12 protein-coding genes are annotated in these 15,130 nt (G+C 57.9%); 5 read left to right on the top strand and 7 right to left on the bottom strand.

The features are described 5' to 3' along the window. Window positions 1–490: 490 nt before the first annotated feature. The 3 genes from F1381_RS27245 to F1381_RS27235 all read right to left on the bottom strand — a co-directional run bounded on the left by F1381_RS27245 (window position 491) and on the right by F1381_RS27235 (window position 3,741). Entirely contained in the window at window positions 491–1,102 is a 612-nt protein-coding gene (locus F1381_RS27245; RefSeq protein WP_151737955.1) for a hypothetical protein, read from the bottom strand. Between the two features lie 173 nt (window positions 1,103–1,275). Further along, entirely contained in the window at window positions 1,276–2,592 is a 1,317-nt protein-coding gene (locus tag F1381_RS27240) for a glutamate-1-semialdehyde 2,1-aminomutase (RefSeq protein WP_151737954.1), read from the bottom strand. 96 nt (window positions 2,593–2,688) lie between these two features. Continuing rightward, entirely contained in the window at window positions 2,689–3,741 is a 1,053-nt protein-coding gene (locus F1381_RS27235) for an LCP family protein (RefSeq protein ID WP_151737953.1), read from the bottom strand. 132 nt (window positions 3,742–3,873) lie between these two features. On the opposite strand from F1381_RS27235, the gene bcp reads away from it, so the two are divergent. After that, a complete protein-coding gene (gene bcp, locus F1381_RS27230) occupies window positions 3,874–4,338 on the top strand; it encodes a thioredoxin-dependent thiol peroxidase (protein WP_151737952.1) in 465 nt (154 codons plus the stop codon). A 124-nt stretch (window positions 4,339–4,462) separates the two neighbouring features. Next, entirely contained in the window at window positions 4,463–8,749 is a 4,287-nt protein-coding gene (locus F1381_RS27225; RefSeq protein ID WP_246188212.1) for a 2-hydroxyacyl-CoA dehydratase, read from the top strand. 62 nt (window positions 8,750–8,811) lie between these two features. Here F1381_RS27225 and F1381_RS27220 read toward each other — a convergent pair whose 3' ends face one another. After that, window positions 8,812–9,498, bottom strand: coding sequence for a DinB family protein (locus F1381_RS27220; protein ID WP_222850493.1), 687 nt, complete (start codon window positions 9,496–9,498; stop codon window positions 8,812–8,814). 124 nt (window positions 9,499–9,622) lie between these two features. On the opposite strand from F1381_RS27220, the gene F1381_RS27215 reads away from it, so the two are divergent. Beyond that, window positions 9,623–10,075: a MarR family winged helix-turn-helix transcriptional regulator gene (locus tag F1381_RS27215; protein ID WP_151737950.1), complete on the top strand. Its 453-nt coding sequence runs from the start codon at window positions 9,623–9,625 to the stop codon at window positions 10,073–10,075. Next, window positions 10,072–11,601, top strand: coding sequence for a DHA2 family efflux MFS transporter permease subunit (locus F1381_RS27210; protein ID WP_151737949.1), 1,530 nt, complete (start codon window positions 10,072–10,074; stop codon window positions 11,599–11,601). Before F1381_RS27215 ends, F1381_RS27210 begins: the two co-directional genes overlap by 4 nt. 79 nt (window positions 11,602–11,680) lie before the next feature. Here F1381_RS27210 and F1381_RS27205 read toward each other — a convergent pair whose 3' ends face one another. Then, on the bottom strand, window positions 11,681–11,977 hold the full coding sequence (locus tag F1381_RS27205) for a zinc ribbon domain-containing protein (RefSeq protein ID WP_246188211.1): 297 nt from the start codon (window positions 11,975–11,977) through the stop codon (window positions 11,681–11,683). A 140-nt stretch (window positions 11,978–12,117) separates the two neighbouring features. Continuing rightward, window positions 12,118–13,050 (bottom strand): helix-turn-helix transcriptional regulator, encoded by a 933-nt coding sequence (locus F1381_RS27200; RefSeq protein WP_151737948.1) that lies wholly within the window; start codon window positions 13,048–13,050, stop codon window positions 12,118–12,120. A 137-nt stretch (window positions 13,051–13,187) separates the two neighbouring features. On the opposite strand from F1381_RS27200, the gene F1381_RS27195 reads away from it, so the two are divergent. Further along, window positions 13,188–14,459 (top strand): MFS transporter, encoded by a 1,272-nt coding sequence (locus F1381_RS27195; protein WP_151737947.1) that lies wholly within the window; start codon window positions 13,188–13,190, stop codon window positions 14,457–14,459. A 17-nt stretch (window positions 14,460–14,476) separates the two neighbouring features. Here F1381_RS27195 and F1381_RS27190 read toward each other — a convergent pair whose 3' ends face one another. Continuing rightward, window positions 14,477–15,127, bottom strand: a complete 651-nt coding sequence (locus tag F1381_RS27190; protein ID WP_151737946.1) for a DedA family protein — start codon at window positions 15,125–15,127, stop codon at window positions 14,477–14,479. Window positions 15,128–15,130: the final 3 nt, after the last annotated feature.

Raw genomic sequence — 15,130 nt, 5'->3', positions numbered from 1 at the left:
AAGTGAAGGCCCGTTCAGAGGCCGCGTATGCGATACTCCGGGAAGCGCGCTACATCGATTAATTCGATTTCCGCCACTTAAATTAGCGGCGGGAGCCGGATATTCACGTATAGTTGGATAATCGCCACCTAATACCGCCGAAAATAAAGGATGAAGCACCTTCTTCCCAAATTAGATGGCGAAAATCGAATTAATGACAGCAAAAGGCTGGAAATGCGGAAATTAGTTGTCGGAAATCCACTTAGGTTGCTGAACTAGCATACTGGGCGACTGAGCGACGTGCCGAGCTGAAGTACCAGCGAACTGGGCGACTGGCCGAGCTGACGAACTAGCTCACTGGTCAAGCTGACCGGCCTAACGAACAGCCGATTGACCGACGGGGCGACTGACCGAGCTGACGAACTAGCGAACGGGTAGAACTGGCCGGCCTGACGAACAACCGATTGACCGGACTAGCCAACTAACGAATTCGGCGACCAAGCGGCTTGTTCTAATCGAAGTCTACCTGCTCATTCAATTGAATCTCCGTATATCTCGGCATCATGAACGTCAGGCCGCCGGGAACAAGCCGGAGGCGGACATCCTCAAGATCGGGTGGAAGCGGAGGAGAGACGGCAAACTGGATCTGTGTCTTGGGTCCGCCGCCGTGACCGCCATAATGCTGGACCTCATACTCACTGCTGCCCTCCACGGCCAGAGTCAAAGCAGGACTCAGATTCACCTCTTTCTCGCTTGCCTTCAGGTAAGTGATCTGCACGGACACTATACTGAATTCACTGTACTGCATCGCATGGGTAATGGCGTACTCCACGTCGGACTGTACCGAAATCTTCATGATGGGCAGTACGCCCTGCAGCGGACCATTATCCTCTCGGATCCGGCGCCTCGGTAAAGCAGCGACAATTCCCCCGAAGGTATGTGTAATTTGCTCCGCCTCTATTCCGTAATGCCCGGCCCATTCCTCGATAATCTCCGGCTTCGGGAACAAGTGCCGGCCCGCCGTGAGCTGCCTGCGCTGCAGAACCAGCTGCAGGATTTGCTCATCCACCGCTTTGACCTCATCATTGTAGCCGCCTGCTTCTCCCCGGACTGTGGTCCACATGTGAACATCCTCCTTAGCAATAACCTGTACCCTCTCTCCCCAGCATAACTGATTTGGAATATCATCTCAAAAAATGGTGATCGGCAGACTAGAGTTCAAAAGTGCGTAATCCAGGCGGCGTCAATAAAACGGCCCGCCGCGATCATTGCGGCGGGCCGGGCTATTCAATACTATTATCTCTCCGCAGCCATCGCGCGGAAGGAGTCCTCCGCCGCTTCCAGCGTGGCGTCGATATCGGCATCGGTATGCGCCGTGGTCAGGAACCATGCCTCATACTTGGACGGGGCCAGGTTGATACCGCGGTTCAGCATATGGCGGAAGAAGCTGGCGAACAGCTCGCCGTCCGTATCCTGCGCTTCATCGTAATTGGTCACCGGATGCTGGCAGAAGTGGGTCGAGAACGAGCCACGGATGCGGTTGATCGTCAGCGGGATGCCGTGGGCGTCGGCTGAGGCCTGCAGCCCTTCTGTCAGCCGGATGGCCAGCCGCTCCATCTCCTCGTATACACCTTCTCCGCGCAGCACTTCGAGGCAGGCAATGCCGGCTGAGATGGAGGCCGGGTTACCGGCCATCGTGCCGGCCTGATAAGCCGGGCCGAGCGGCGCCACCTTCTCCATGATCTCCTTGCGGCCGCCGTAGGCGCCGATCGGCAGGCCGCCGCCGATGATCTTGCCGAGGGCGGTCAGGTCGGGCACAATGGCCTCGTGATTGGCGAGGCCGGCATAGGTCTGCGTGGAGCCGAAGTGGAAGCGGAAGGCGGTAATCACCTCGTCGTAAATGACGAGGGACCCGTTGTCGTGCGCGAGCTGGCACAGACCCTCCAGGAAGCCTTCCTGCGGCATCACCATGCCGAAGTTGCCGACGATCGGCTCGACCATGACGGCAGCGACGTCCGCGCCCCAGGTCGCCAGCGCCTCGCGCAGTCCGTCCAGGTCATTATACGGCACCGTGATCACTTCCTGGGCGATGCTGCCGGGAACGCCGGCGCTGTCCGGAATGCCCAGCGTGGACGGACCGGAGCCTGCGGCCACGAGCACCAGATCGGAGTGGCCGTGGTAGCAGCCGGCGAACTTGATGATCTTGCTGCGTCCGGTGTAGGCGCGGGCGACGCGGATCGTGGTCATGACGGCCTCCGTGCCGGAGTTGACGAAGCGCACCTTGTCCATGGACGGAATGGCTTCCTTCAGCAGCTTGGCCAGCCTGATCTCAAGCTGGGTCGGTGTGCCGTAGAGGACGCCGTTTCCGGCGGCTTCGGTAATCGCCGCTGTAATATGCGGATGGGCATGGCCGGTGATAATCGGCCCGTAGGCGGCGAGATAGTCGATATACTCATTGCCGTCCTCGTCCCAGAACTTGGAGCCGGCAGCGCGTTTCATGAAGACTGGCGCTCCGCCGCCGACGGCCTTGAAGGAGCGGGAAGGGCTGTTCACCCCGCCGACGATATGCTGAAGGGCCTCCTGGTATAATTGCTCTGATGTGCTGCGGTTCATTAGGTACCATCCTCTCTAGGGTAGCGCAGTGCAAGGGAACGGGCGAACCGCGGTTCATCCGCTGTTCGCCCGTCCATCATGCCTGGCTGAATCTATTTACTCGGTTGCCGCCGAAGCGGACGGACTGCTGCCCGGCGAAGCTTCCGGAGAAGGTGTCGGCTCAGGCTCAGTCATTGTTTCTTGGACGAATTCCTGCAGCGCCTCTTCGCTCTTAAAGCCGATTACGGCGGAACCGCCAGGGGTGGTATCTTCGGTCAGCAGGCTCATCGGCGGGATCTGCTCGCTGCCGCCCATTGAGCTGTCATACCCGACAGAAGCAAGCTTGACCATATCATTCACCGACAGATTGGTGTCGACATACGGCACCACCTGGGCCAGAATATCCGGCAGCTTAAGCAGCGAGGTTGTGCTGATGACCTTGTCGGCAACGGCCTTCAGGAAGCCGCGCTGGCGTTCGGTACGGGTGAAGTCCGAAGTCGCATCATGACGGAACCGCACGTATTGCAGCGCCTGGCTGCCGTCGAGGTGCTGGAAGCCTTGTTTTAGATCGATGTCATATTCGGGGCCGTCGGCCTTGGTCTTATAGACCATATCCTTTTCGACTTCATAATCGACACCGCCTACAGCGTCCACAAGCTTGATGAATCCCTGGAAATCCGTGTAGACATAATATTGAATCGGGATGCCCAGCAGATCGCTGACCGTCTGCATCGCCGTATTGGGACCGTGTGTAATCGCCGTGTTAATCCGTTCCTTGCCGTACTCCGGGATATCCACATAAGTGTCGCGGAGAATGGAGAATACATAAAACTTCTTCTTCACGGGGTCAAGCGAGGCAACGAGCATCGTATCGGAACGCGGTACTTCGCCTTTCTTCACGCCGCGGGCGTCGACGCCCATCAGCAGGATATTGACCGGTTCGGTGCCTTCCCATTTCGGGGGTTCGGAGGCGGGTACTGCGGCACTTGGAATATTGGCAAAAGGGGAATCCTCGCCGCTCTTCTGCAAGTCGTCAAGCTGATTGTAAACTTCGGCAAAGTAGTATGCCACCCCGCCGATAATCAGGAGGAGGATGATGGCCAGAGTCCAGAGCAGCGGCTTCTTCTTCGATTTGCCGGCTTTCGCATGTCGTTTCTTTCTTGGTGGCATTTCGTTCTTCCTTTCGCTTTCACATTCTCTTCATTATAATTTCTTTTAGGAATACAAGCAATTTCGGAATATTTCGCCAAAAAATTTAGTCTGGTCTTAAAAAATCTGCATACCCATAGGAGCGAACCACACATGAGCCAAGTCCAGATCGGACAACCCGTCCCCGATTTTACGCTGCCCGCCGCAGGCGGAGAACAAATCAGTCTAAGCCAATACCGCGGCCGCAAGGTGCTGCTTTATTTTTATCCGAAAAGCATGACTCCCGCCTGCACCCAGGAAGCCTGCGAATTCCGCGACGCCCATGACACCATAGCCGCCAAAGATGCGGTCATTCTCGGCATCAGCCCCGACAGCCCTGCGCTGCAGGCCAGGTTTGCCGCGAAGCACAGTCTGCCGTTCCCCCTGCTGTCCGATGAGGAGCACCAGGTGAGCGAGCTGTTCGGCGTATGGCAGCTGAAGAAATTGTACGGCCGCGAGTTTATGGGCGTCGTCCGCTCCACTTTCCTGATCGATGAAGAGGGCAGGCTGGCTGCAGAATGGCGCAAAGTCCGCGTCAAAGGCCATGTGGACGCCGTCCTGGGAGAAATCGTGAAATAGACAGTATGCTGCGGAGCAAAACGATCTGTCTGTTACATTTTTAACAGCCTCTATGCGGCGTCGTCATGATATAGTTGCCTCATATTACTTTAAATTTTGAGCAAGGCACGGTGATGGCATGATGATGCTGCGCATTGGACTCGACGTCGGATCAACTACAGCCAAGTTAGTGGTTATGGAACAGGATGCAATACTCCATCAGGATTATGTCAGACATTATAGCGATATAAAAAAAGCCGCCCTTTCCCTCTTGTCGGATGTACAGGACAGGTTCCCGGATCGGGAGGCAGCACTTACTGTAAGCGGTTCCTCCGGCTTGTCCCTGTCCAAGCTTGGAGGAGTTCCTTTTGTTCAGGAGGTTATCGCCTGTACAAAAGCGATCAGCGAACTCATTCCCGGCTGTGATACAGCGATTGAGCTCGGCGGGGAGGATGCCAAGATCATCTACCTCAGCGGCGGCATCGAGCAGCGGATGAATACCGCCTGCGCGGGAGGGACGGGAGCGTTCATCGACCAGATGGCGGCACTGCTCCAGACGGATCCGGGCGGGCTGGATACACTGGCCGAGAAGCATGAGCGCATTTATCCCATCGCCTCGCGCTGCGGCGTATTCGCCAAGAGCGATGTGCAGCCGCTCCTGAATGAAGGTGCGCGCCGAGAGGATGTCGCTGCGTCCATCTTTCAGAGCATCGTCAACCAGACGATCAGCGGTCTGGCCTGCGGGCGGCCGATCCGCGGCCGGGTGGCTTTTCTCGGCGGCCCGCTGACGTACCTGCCGCAGCTCCGGCGGCGCTTCGCAGAGACGCTGGGGCTGAAGAAGGAGGAGGTCCTGTTCCCGGACCACTCGCAATATTTCGTCGCCATCGGCTCGGCGCTGTCGCAGAAGGACCCGCAGGTGCTGCCGCTCTCCGGATGGATCAGCCGGCTCGCAGCCATCGACTTCAGCGCCGACCGGGCGGAGGACGCCGAGTTGGCGCCGCTCTTCGCGACGCAGGCGGACCTCGCGGCATTCCGCGAACGGCATGGCCGGGCGGCCGCTGCGCGCGCGGAGCTGGCGGATTATAAAGGGCCGGTGTATCTCGGCATTGATGCCGGCTCGACGACGACAAAGCTGGTCGTTACCGGCAAGGAAGACCAGATTCTCTACACCTTCTACGGCAGCAACAAAGGCAATCCGCTGCAGTCGGTGACGGATGCCATGAAAGAGATTTACCGCATTCTGCCGGAAGGCTGTTACATAGCGGGAGCTTACGCGACCGGTTACGGCGAAGGCCTGATCAAGGCGGGGCTGAAGACCGACGGCGGCGAAGTCGAAACGGTGGCCCATTATAAGGCGGCCGCCAAATTCATGCCGGAAGTCGATTTCATTCTCGATATCGGCGGGCAGGATATGAAATGCATCAAGATCCGCGGCGGGGCGATCGACAGCCTGATGCTGAACGAAGCCTGCTCGGCGGGCTGCGGCTCATTTCTGGAGAGCTTCGCGTCGGCGCTGGAGCTCTCCATTACCGACTTCGCGCAGGCGGCGCTGGCGTCAGAGAAGCCGGTCAACCTCGGCTCGCGCTGCACCGTATTTATGAACTCCAAGGTGAAGCAGGTGCAGAAGGAAGGCGCGTCCCTGGCCGACCTTTCGGCGGGGCTGGCCTACTCGGTCATTAAGAACGCGCTGCAAAAGGTCATCAAGATCCGCAACCCCGAGGATTTGGGGCGCAATATCATTGTACAGGGCGGTACCTTCTATAATGAGGCTGTACTGCGCGCCTTCGAGCAGTTGACCGGCAGAACGGTCGTGCGGCCCGATATCGCCGGTGTAATGGGCGCTTACGGCTGTGCACTGATTGCCCGGGAGAACGCAGGAGAGCACGGCTTCAGCACGATTCTCGGTCCGGATGAGCTGGAGACCTTCCAGTATTCGGTGTCCCCGGGACGCTGCAGCCTGTGCGCCAACAATTGTGCGCTGACGATCAGCCGCTTCCCCGACAAGAGCTTCTACGTCACCGGCAACCGGTGCGAGCGCGGCGCTGGCAGCAAGAAGCAAAAGAACAATCTGCCGAACCTGATGCAGTATAAATATGAACGCTTCTTCGATTATGAAGGGCTGGCGGAAGAGCAGGCTGTGCGGGGCACGGTCGGCATTCCGCGTACGATGAACATGTTCGAGAACTACCCGTTCTGGCACACCTTCTTCACGGCGCTGGGCTACCGGACCGTGCTGTCGCCGAAATCCAGCAAGAAGCTGTACGAGAGCGGCATGGACACTATCCCTTCCGAATCGATCTGTTATCCGGCGAAGATGGCGCATGGACATGTGCAGAGTCTGATCGCCAAGGGTGTGGACTTCATCTTCTACCCGGCGGTAGTCTACGAGAAGAAGGAAGACACGGCGGCGACGAACCACTTCAACTGTCCGGTGGTCGCGTCTTACCCCGAGGTCATCCGCAACAATATGGACGGCCTGAAGGAGAACGGCGTGCCGCTGGTCAGCCCGTTCCTGACCTTTGACGATATCGGGGCGCTGGTTAAGGGTCTCGCCAAGACCTTCCCGGGTATCCCGCGCGAGGAGATTGCGGCGGCGGTACAGGCCGGCCTGGCTGAAGCGGAGCAGGCGAAGAAGGATGTCCGCACCAAGGGCGAGGAGACGCTGGACTTCCTAAGTGCAACGGGAACCAAGGGTATTCTGCTCTGCGGGCATCCATACCATGCCGATCCCGAGATCAACCATGGCATCGCCGATATGATTACCGGCATGGGTCTGGCGGTGCTGACCGAGGATGCGGTCTGCCATCTGGACCGCAGCGAAGGCGATATGAAGGTTGTGAACCAGTGGACCTACCATGCGCGGATGTACCGGGCGGCCCGTTTCGCCGCAGGGCGGAATGATCTGGAGCTGGTCCAGCTTACCTCGTTCGGCTGCGGCATCGACGCCATTACCTGCGATGCGGTGCAGGAGATTATGGAGAGCCACAATAAGGTGTACACGCTGATCAAGATCGACGAGATCAGCAACCTGGGCGCGGCGCGCATCCGCCTGCGTTCCCTGCAGGCGGCCATGCGCGAGCGCGAGAAGAGCGATGTGCAGCCGCAGCTGCTGTATAAGAACCAGCCGATCGTTCCATTTACGAAAGAAATGAAGGAGACGTATACCATTCTGGCGCCGCAGATGTCGCCGGTGCATTTCGAGCTGTTCGAGCGCGTCTTCCGCGATGCCGGATACCGGCTGAAGGTGCTGGAGACGACCGGGCCGCAGGAGACCGAGGAGGGACTGCGTTATGTCAATAATGACGCCTGTTATCCGGCTATTGTCACCATCGGCCAGATTCTGTCCGCGCTGAAGAGCGGCGGCTACGACCCGGACCGCACGGCGGTCATCATGTCGCAGACAGGCGGCGGCTGCCGGGCGACCAACTATATCTCGCTGCTGCGCAAGGCGCTGAAGGACTGCGGTCTCGGGCAGATCCCGGTCATCTCGCTGAATGTGTCAGGACTCGAATCCCAGCCGGGCTTCAAGATCAATCTGAAGCTCGCCAACCGGCTCATCGCCGCCGCCTGCTACGGCGATCTGATGATGCGGCTCGTTAACCATTTCCGGCCGTACGAGATCATTCCGGGCAGCGCAGAGGCGGTTTACCGCCGGGGGATGGAGCGCTGCAAAGCGAGCCTGTCAACCTTCTCGTTCCGGGAATATAAGCGCCTGATCCGCGAGATCGTCGCTGATTTCTGCCGCCTGCCGGTGACGACTGAAGAGAAGCCGCGCGTCGGCATCGTCGGCGAGATTCTGATCAAGTTCCATCCGGACGCCAACAACCGGATCATCGAGATGATCGAGGCGGAGGGCGGAGAAGCGGTGATGCCGGACTTCCTGGACTTTATCTTTTACTGCGTCTATAACCCGATCTACAAGGCGGAGCAATTCGGCAAGAGCAAGACGCTCGGCTACATTAATCCGATGCTCATTTCCTATCTGGAAATCTACCGCAAGCCGGTCAAAGTGGCGCTGGAGAAAGCCGGCCTTGCCAAGGGGCGCGAAACGATTTACGGCCTGGCCGAGAAGGCCAGCCGGCTCGTATCCGTAGGCAACCAGATGGGAGAAGGCTGGTTCCTGACGGCGGAAATGATGGATCTGCTCGATAACGAGGTGAACAATATCGTCTGCATCCAGCCGTTCGCCTGCCTGCCGAACCATATTACTGGCCGGGGCATGATCAAGGGGCTGAAGGAGCTCTATCCCGGCGCGAATATTGCGGCCATCGACTACGATGCCGGTGTCAGCGTAGTCAACCAGGCGAACCGGATCAAGCTGATGATGTCGATTGCGAGCGGTGCCGTTGGCGGCGGCGGTATCGAACCATCCGTCAGACAGGGGATGGCGATCAAGCCGGCGGTGGCCGGTATACTCGGCAGCGGTATGTAAGACAAAATGAAAGAGCGGGTTTTGGAGGTGGGTTGCTCCGGCCCGCTCTTTTTTTAACGCGTTTACTTCTGATACTTGTGCTTAATGCGCCCTGCTTTATTCAGATGCACCAGGTTATGCCGGGTAGCGGGCATCAGAATCAGTCCGGCGATGGTCTTGCCTGCCCAGTAGTCGATCAGCCATTGCTCTGAGGCCATGACAGCCCCCTCCTTGGCCAGGTGGGCAATCCGCTCCGGGCGTACCTTCTCTTTGAATTGCTCCGGCTGGAGGCTGCCGATAATCTCCCGGGTCCTGAATGCGACTGCACTGCGGTATGCCCGGAGGGCGGGGATATCTACCTTTATGCTGAAGCGCTCCATCTCCTGCGCAGCCATTCCGTTCCCGGAATGGTGAACATCCGTACCTAACCTTCCGGCAAAATGCTGCTTATGCAGCACCTGCTCTCCTCCAGCGATGAGCATGTTCACCGTGATGTCCTCAACCCGGGCACTGTGCCACAGATGCCAGACGATGGAATTGCTGCTTCCGGGTGTGCTTACGGGATAAAGGCGCATCGTCTGCTCCCGGAGATCCTTGAGCAGTTCATCCTCGAAATTCCAATGCTCCGCATGGGCTTCGCCTGAGGCGTACAGTGTGCCATGCAGCTTAAGGAACAGTTCCGCAGCCTCGGCCGCCGCCGCAGGCTTATTCAGCGTGTCTGCCAGCATTTTATGGTGATCGTTCCAAGCCTTTTTATGGTCAGGCTGCAATTCACAACACCACTTTCATATAATTTCAGGAATTTTCAGAAATCAATTGACCGTAAATTAATTAAATAGTAAAATAATTCGTACGCGAAATAATAATATTTTAAATAGTGGGCGAGGTTAAGGAATGAATGAGAGAGAGCAGCAGATCGATAATGTGATGTCTTCTTTCCGCCGTGTCAACCATGCCTTTCAACAACTCGTACGGCAGGACGCCGAGCATCTGAGCATAAGCTCCACACAGCTGATGGTTCTGCGTAAGCTGACGCATTGTCCCGATATCGGCGTATCGGAGCTGGCCGAGCTGCTGCATCTGGGCAACAGTGCCGCCAGCGGCATCGTCGACCGGATGGTGAAGTCCGGCCTCATTACAAGACAGCGCTCGGAGAGCGACAAACGGAGCTGCAAGCTGGCGCTGACCGAGACGGGACGGGAGATCAGAGACCGCAGCCTGGAATCGCTCAGGGAGCGTCTGCAGCCGCTGCAGCTGATGCCGGAGCACGACGTCGCCGAGCTTTTACGGCTGCATGAAGCCGTGATACAAATTATGGAACAAGGGAGAGAACAAAGAAAGCTATGAGTACAATATCTGCTAATTCCGCTGCGGATAACCGGACCATCCGCAAGGGGCCGATTATTGCCGCACTCTTGATCGGCGCGTTCGTTGCGCTGCTGAATCAGACGCTGATGAACGTGGCGCTTCCGAAGATGATGGAGGACCTGGGCATTCTCGCCAATACGGCGCAATGGCTGACTACCGGATTTATGCTGGTGAACGGTGTTCTGATCCCGGTCAGCGCCTACCTGGTCGAGAAATTTACGACACGTCAATTGTTTACAACGGCTATGGTGCTGTTCTCCATCGGTACACTTGTGTGTGCCGTGGGTACAGGGTTTGAAATGATTATGGTCGGCCGGGTGGTGCAGGCCGTCGGGGCCGGCATCCTGATGCCGCTGATGAACATCGTATTCCTGCGCATCTTCCCGATTGAAGAGCGCGGTAAGGCGATGGGGCTGATGGCTGTGGCCATGGTTTTCGCTCCCGCCGTCGGGCCAACGCTGTCCGGCTGGGTCGTGCAGAATTATTCGTGGCGCGTGCTGTTCTACATCGTGCTGCCGCTGGCCATATTCGCCACACTGCTGGGAATGAAGTCGATGCAGAACGTCGGTACACTGACTTCGCCGAAGCTGGATAAGACCGGACTTGTTTTCTCGACACTGGGCTTTGGCGGTCTGCTGTACGGCTTCAGCGATGCCGGAACGGACGGCTGGGGCAGTACGACAGTCATTTCCTGTCTCGTCCTGGGGGCGCTGGCGCTGATTCTGTTCGTCTGGCGTGAGCTTAAGGCGAAGAACCCGTTGCTTGAATTCCGGATTTTCCGTTACAATATGTTTACTCTTACGACGGTCATTAACATTGTCGTAACGATGGCGATGTATGCAGGCATGATCCTGCTGCCGATCTATCTGCAGACGATCCGCGGCTTCACACCGATGGAATCGGGTCTGATGCTCCTTCCGGGTGCTATCCTGATGGGGATTATGTCGCCGATTACCGGCATGATCTTCGATAAGATCGGGGCCCGCTGGCTGGCAGTTATCGGTCTTGCCATCACGACCGTTACAACCTGGGAATTCAGCCGGATTACCGATTCGACGACTTACACTCATCTGATCCTGACCTACACGGCCCGCATGTTCGGGATGTCCATGCTGATGATGCCGATTGTGACTGCCGGCCTGAACCAGCTGCCGCAGCGCCTCAGCTCGCACGGCACAGCGATGTCCAACACGCTGCGCACCGTGGGCGGTGCACTCGGTATGGCGCTGTTCGTCAGCCTCATGACCAACAAGACCTCCAGCATCGTCAAGGATGCCGTAATGAGCGGTGCGGTTGCGCAGACCGACCAAGCCGCAATGGGCAAGCTGACGCAGGAAGCGACAATTACCGGCATCACGCATGCTTTTAATGTGGCTACATGGGTAACCGTAGTTGCCCTGGTGCTGGCCTTCTTCATCAAGAAGACGTCGCCGCAGGCCGATTTCATTGAACAGACGGAAGAGAACGCGGCTGCACCGCAGCTCGCCAAGTCGCCGCAGGCTTAACCTGAAGACAAAGGGACTATCCGCACACCCGTTCCGGGGAGCGTATAGTCCCTTTTTTGGCGTTACCGGGTTACACGGCTTATTCAGCGTGCTTTAGGCTGCTCCAGCGCTTTAAGTGAGGCAGGCTGGCTTCAAGAATACGGCGGGCGGCCGCTTCTTCCATACCGTCCTTGACCATATAACGGGTGCAGTCATCCGTCATGGCCTCCAAAGTTATATCCGGCTGTTTGAATTCCCCGTTCTCGTAGCAGTACAGACAGTAATCCCCGCTTTTCCCGCCGTCCCGTTCACTCCCCAGCAGCTCTTCGCCGGACATCGGCATCCCGCAGCTCTGGCAAAATACAGCCTTCCCCGTATGCATACCCGCTGTTTCCATCCTAAACACGCTCCTTGGCTTCATGTACAGGGCGCCTGGCCCTGTCTTCAAGACCCAGTATAACCCGGCAAACTTGACAGCCTTCAGTCAGGTTCACCGGTGGAAGCGGAGTAAAGTTTAAGCCGGCATATTCTGCCGCGCTAAAGGTACTGTGCAGCAATTCCGGCTGCCAGCCTGCCTAACCTGCGCCGGACATGTTCCGGCTCCAGCACCTCCATCATGGTGCCGAATCCCAGCAGGAAGCCGTACAACCAGTTGTCCTCGGGGTAATGGACGCCTACCGTATAGCCGCCGCTGCCGTCGGCCTGCAGTTCCTCGGCATCGAAGTAGTCCTCAGCTAGGTGTCTGCCTTCTTCACTGAACCTCATGACAACGCGAGTCATGTTGCGGCTATCCTTCCAGCCGTCGCTCCAGGGCAGCTCCTGCAGCGGAACCTCCCGGCGGACGAAGACTTCCGGACCGGGGACAAGCGATTTCATGCGGTGCAGCTTGAACAGGCGGAAATCCTGGCGCTCCCGGCAGAAGCCGTACAAGTACCAAGCCTGTCCCTTATGCACCAAAGTATGGGGTTCAACAGTCCGCAGACTGCTTTCGCCGTCGGCATTTACATAGCTAAAGGTTACGAGAACATTGTCTTCCAGCGCTTTTTTCAGCAGGCCGAGCCGTTCTTCGGCAGCCCCATGCAGACCCCAAGGCGAGAAATCGACCATGAGCTGATTGGTTTTGCGGCGGAAAGCGGCGGTCTGCGACGGCGGAATGACGCTGCTGATCTTCTCCATCAGGAGTGCATGCTCACCTCCGGCATAGGAAGAAATGCTTTGCAGGGCGGTGAAAATATCGGCCAGCTCCCGCTGGGTCAACAGGTTCCGGTCCAGGCGGTAGCCCTCCATCAGGCCGATCCCTCCGCCCGCACCCTGGTAGGTAACGACGGGAATACCGGCCTCGTTGATGCTCTCGATATCGCGGTATATGGTTCTTACGGAGACCTCGAACATGTCGGCCAGCTCTTTGGCCTGAATCAGGGGACGGTTAATCAGCAGAATGACAATGGAGAGCAGTCGGTCGATTTTCATAGATCAAGCTCCTTCTTTCCGGATTAATGAGTAGTCGGTTGTCTCCATCTTAGCAAACGGAAGAAAACAAAGCATTGCTCAATCGCATATATTCGATTAATATCTAATTAGATAATCATAAAAATGGAGTGATTGTTATGAGTGCAATGCTAACGGGTACAAAACATGCCCGGGGGTATTCCCGTCTCTTCGTGACCGGGTTAATTAACGGCATCGGTGACCGCTTCAGCAGCGTGGCGCTGCTGGCGATGATTCTAGAGCTGACCGGCTCGGGGATGGCCGTAGGAATATCGCTGGGCCTGCGGGTGCTGCCCTATTTGTTCATGGCGCCTCTGGGCGGATTCTTGGCCGGGAAGCTGCCGCGCAAACGGATTATGATCGCGCTGGATGTGCTGCGGGCGCCGGCGGCATTATCCCTCATTCTGGTGGACGGCGCGGGGCGGTTATGGCTGGCCTATCTCGTCAGCTTTCTGCTGGCGGCCGGCGAAGCGGTGTACAGCCCGGTGCGGAAGTCAGCCATCCCGCTGCTGGCAGGGCCGGATAAGCTGCTAAGGATCAACAGTCTGGAACAGCTGATGAACGGCTGCGTGCTGATCGTCGGGGCCTTTGCCGGCGGGGTGGTATCCTATTGGTTCGGTCCGGAGACGGGCTTTGTGCTGAATGCCGCTTCTTTTCTCGTTGCGGCGCTGCTCCTTGCCGGAATCCGCTTTCCGGACGGTGCGGAGCCGTCTGGCAGTCTGGCGGCTTCTGCAGCTGTCAGCGGGGGAGAGGGGCAGGAGCATGCGCGGCCGGGAAGACGGCAAAGCCTGAAATGGCTGGCGGGCAGCAGCCTGGTGCTGCAGGTTGTTATCGGGTATGAGCTGCTGGTTCCGCTCTTCAACGGCTGGGACAATGTGCTGATCAGTGTGTACGCGGTGGAAGTGTTTCATGCGGGAGATGTAGGAGTCGGCGCTTTATATGCGGCACTGGGGATCGGCCTCAGCCTCAGCGCTTTGGCCGAGCGGCTGCTGCGGCGCAGGCTACTGGCGGTAGCGCTGGCCGGATTGCTGATGGAAGGGATCCTGCTGATGGGAATCAGCTTCAGCGGCGGCATTGTCTCAGCGTTTATATTGTATATTCTGCTGGCGCTGTGCGGAGGGATCGGAGCAGCCTGTCTCGATACGCTGGTGATGCGGGAGACGCCGGCTTCGCTGCAGCCGGTGCTGTTCGGAATGCTGTCGGCAGCGGGGAACTCGCTGATGGGCCTGTCCATGCTGGCCGCAGGCTGGCTGCTGGATGTCCTTGAGCCGCGGGAGCTGGGCCTTACCGGCGGCGCCTGCTTCGCCGCCATCGCGGTGCTGCTGGGCAGCTACGCCTATATACGCGGCAGAGGGCTGAAATCCGGGGAGGGCGTTATCGCGCAAGACTGATTCACAGGAGAAGCTGCTCACCGTTCCTTGGAGGTCGTTTTGGCACGCGGTTTACGGCGTAAGAGCAGGATGCCGAGCTGCTGCCGGTAACGGTACAACAGAATCAGGGCCGCAGCGGCGGCAACGGCGGAAATGATCCAGAGGGCGTACAGCTCGAATAAATGAAAGATGCCAAGCCATTGCGGCCCGAATATTTTACCAATTCCCAGAAACAGCAGCACCCACAGCAGGGCTCCGCCATAGGCGTAGGCTGCGAATTTGCGGAAGGGAAGGGCAATGATGCCGGAGAAATACCCGGTGAAGTGCCGGACGCCGGGAATGAAATAACCGATGGAGACCAGGATGCTGCCGTAACGCTCGAACCAGCGCTGCGTCTTCTCCAGCTTGGCTGGCGAGAATAGAAACCATCTGCCGTAGCGCTGGATGAAGGGCAGTCCCGCTTTGAGCCCGATCAGATAGGTAAGTGTCATCCCTATAGTTGTGCCTGCAAAGGCAACAGCGACCAGTGCGGCAAAATCCAGCCTGCCGGTGTAGGAGAGAAACCCGGCGAAGGCCATGGTCGTTTCTCCCGGAAAAGGCAGCGCTATGAACTCCAGCAGCAGGCCAACGAACAGCACGCTGTATCCGTAGGCGGCAAACAGCTCCTCAATCCACTTCAGCATTTCCATCGG

It is taken from the genome of Paenibacillus tengchongensis, from assembly GCF_008973665.1.
Lineage (GTDB): Bacteria > Bacillota > Bacilli > Paenibacillales > Paenibacillaceae > Paenibacillus_AQ > Paenibacillus_AQ tengchongensis.
The sequence above is the reverse complement of the archived record's forward strand: the minus strand, read 5'-3'. Positions and strand labels throughout refer to the sequence as shown.

Bases quoted from the DNA above. Each gene is read 5' to 3' on its own strand.
- F1381_RS27245 (WP_151737955.1), bottom strand. From the start codon at position 1,102: ATGTGGACCACAGTCCGGGGAGAAGCAGGCGGCTACAATGATGAGGTC.
- F1381_RS27240 (WP_151737954.1), bottom strand. From the start codon at position 2,592: ATGAACCGCAGCACATCAGAGCAATTATACCAGGAGGCCCTTCAGCAT.
- F1381_RS27235 (WP_151737953.1), bottom strand. From the start codon at position 3,741: ATGCCACCAAGAAAGAAACGACATGCGAAAGCCGGCAAATCGAAGAAG.
- bcp (WP_151737952.1), top strand. From the start codon at position 3,874: ATGAGCCAAGTCCAGATCGGACAACCCGTCCCCGATTTTACGCTGCCC.
- F1381_RS27225 (WP_246188212.1), top strand. From the start codon at position 4,463: ATGCTGCGCATTGGACTCGACGTCGGATCAACTACAGCCAAGTTAGTG.
- F1381_RS27215 (WP_151737950.1), top strand. From the start codon at position 9,623: ATGAATGAGAGAGAGCAGCAGATCGATAATGTGATGTCTTCTTTCCGC.
- F1381_RS27210 (WP_151737949.1), top strand. From the start codon at position 10,072: ATGAGTACAATATCTGCTAATTCCGCTGCGGATAACCGGACCATCCGC.
- F1381_RS27205 (WP_246188211.1), bottom strand. From the start codon at position 11,977: ATGGAAACAGCGGGTATGCATACGGGGAAGGCTGTATTTTGCCAGAGC.
- F1381_RS27200 (WP_151737948.1), bottom strand. From the start codon at position 13,050: ATGAAAATCGACCGACTGCTCTCCATTGTCATTCTGCTGATTAACCGT.
- F1381_RS27195 (WP_151737947.1), top strand. From the start codon at position 13,188: ATGAGTGCAATGCTAACGGGTACAAAACATGCCCGGGGGTATTCCCGT.
- F1381_RS27190 (WP_151737946.1), bottom strand. From the start codon at position 15,127: ATGGAAATGCTGAAGTGGATTGAGGAGCTGTTTGCCGCCTACGGATAC.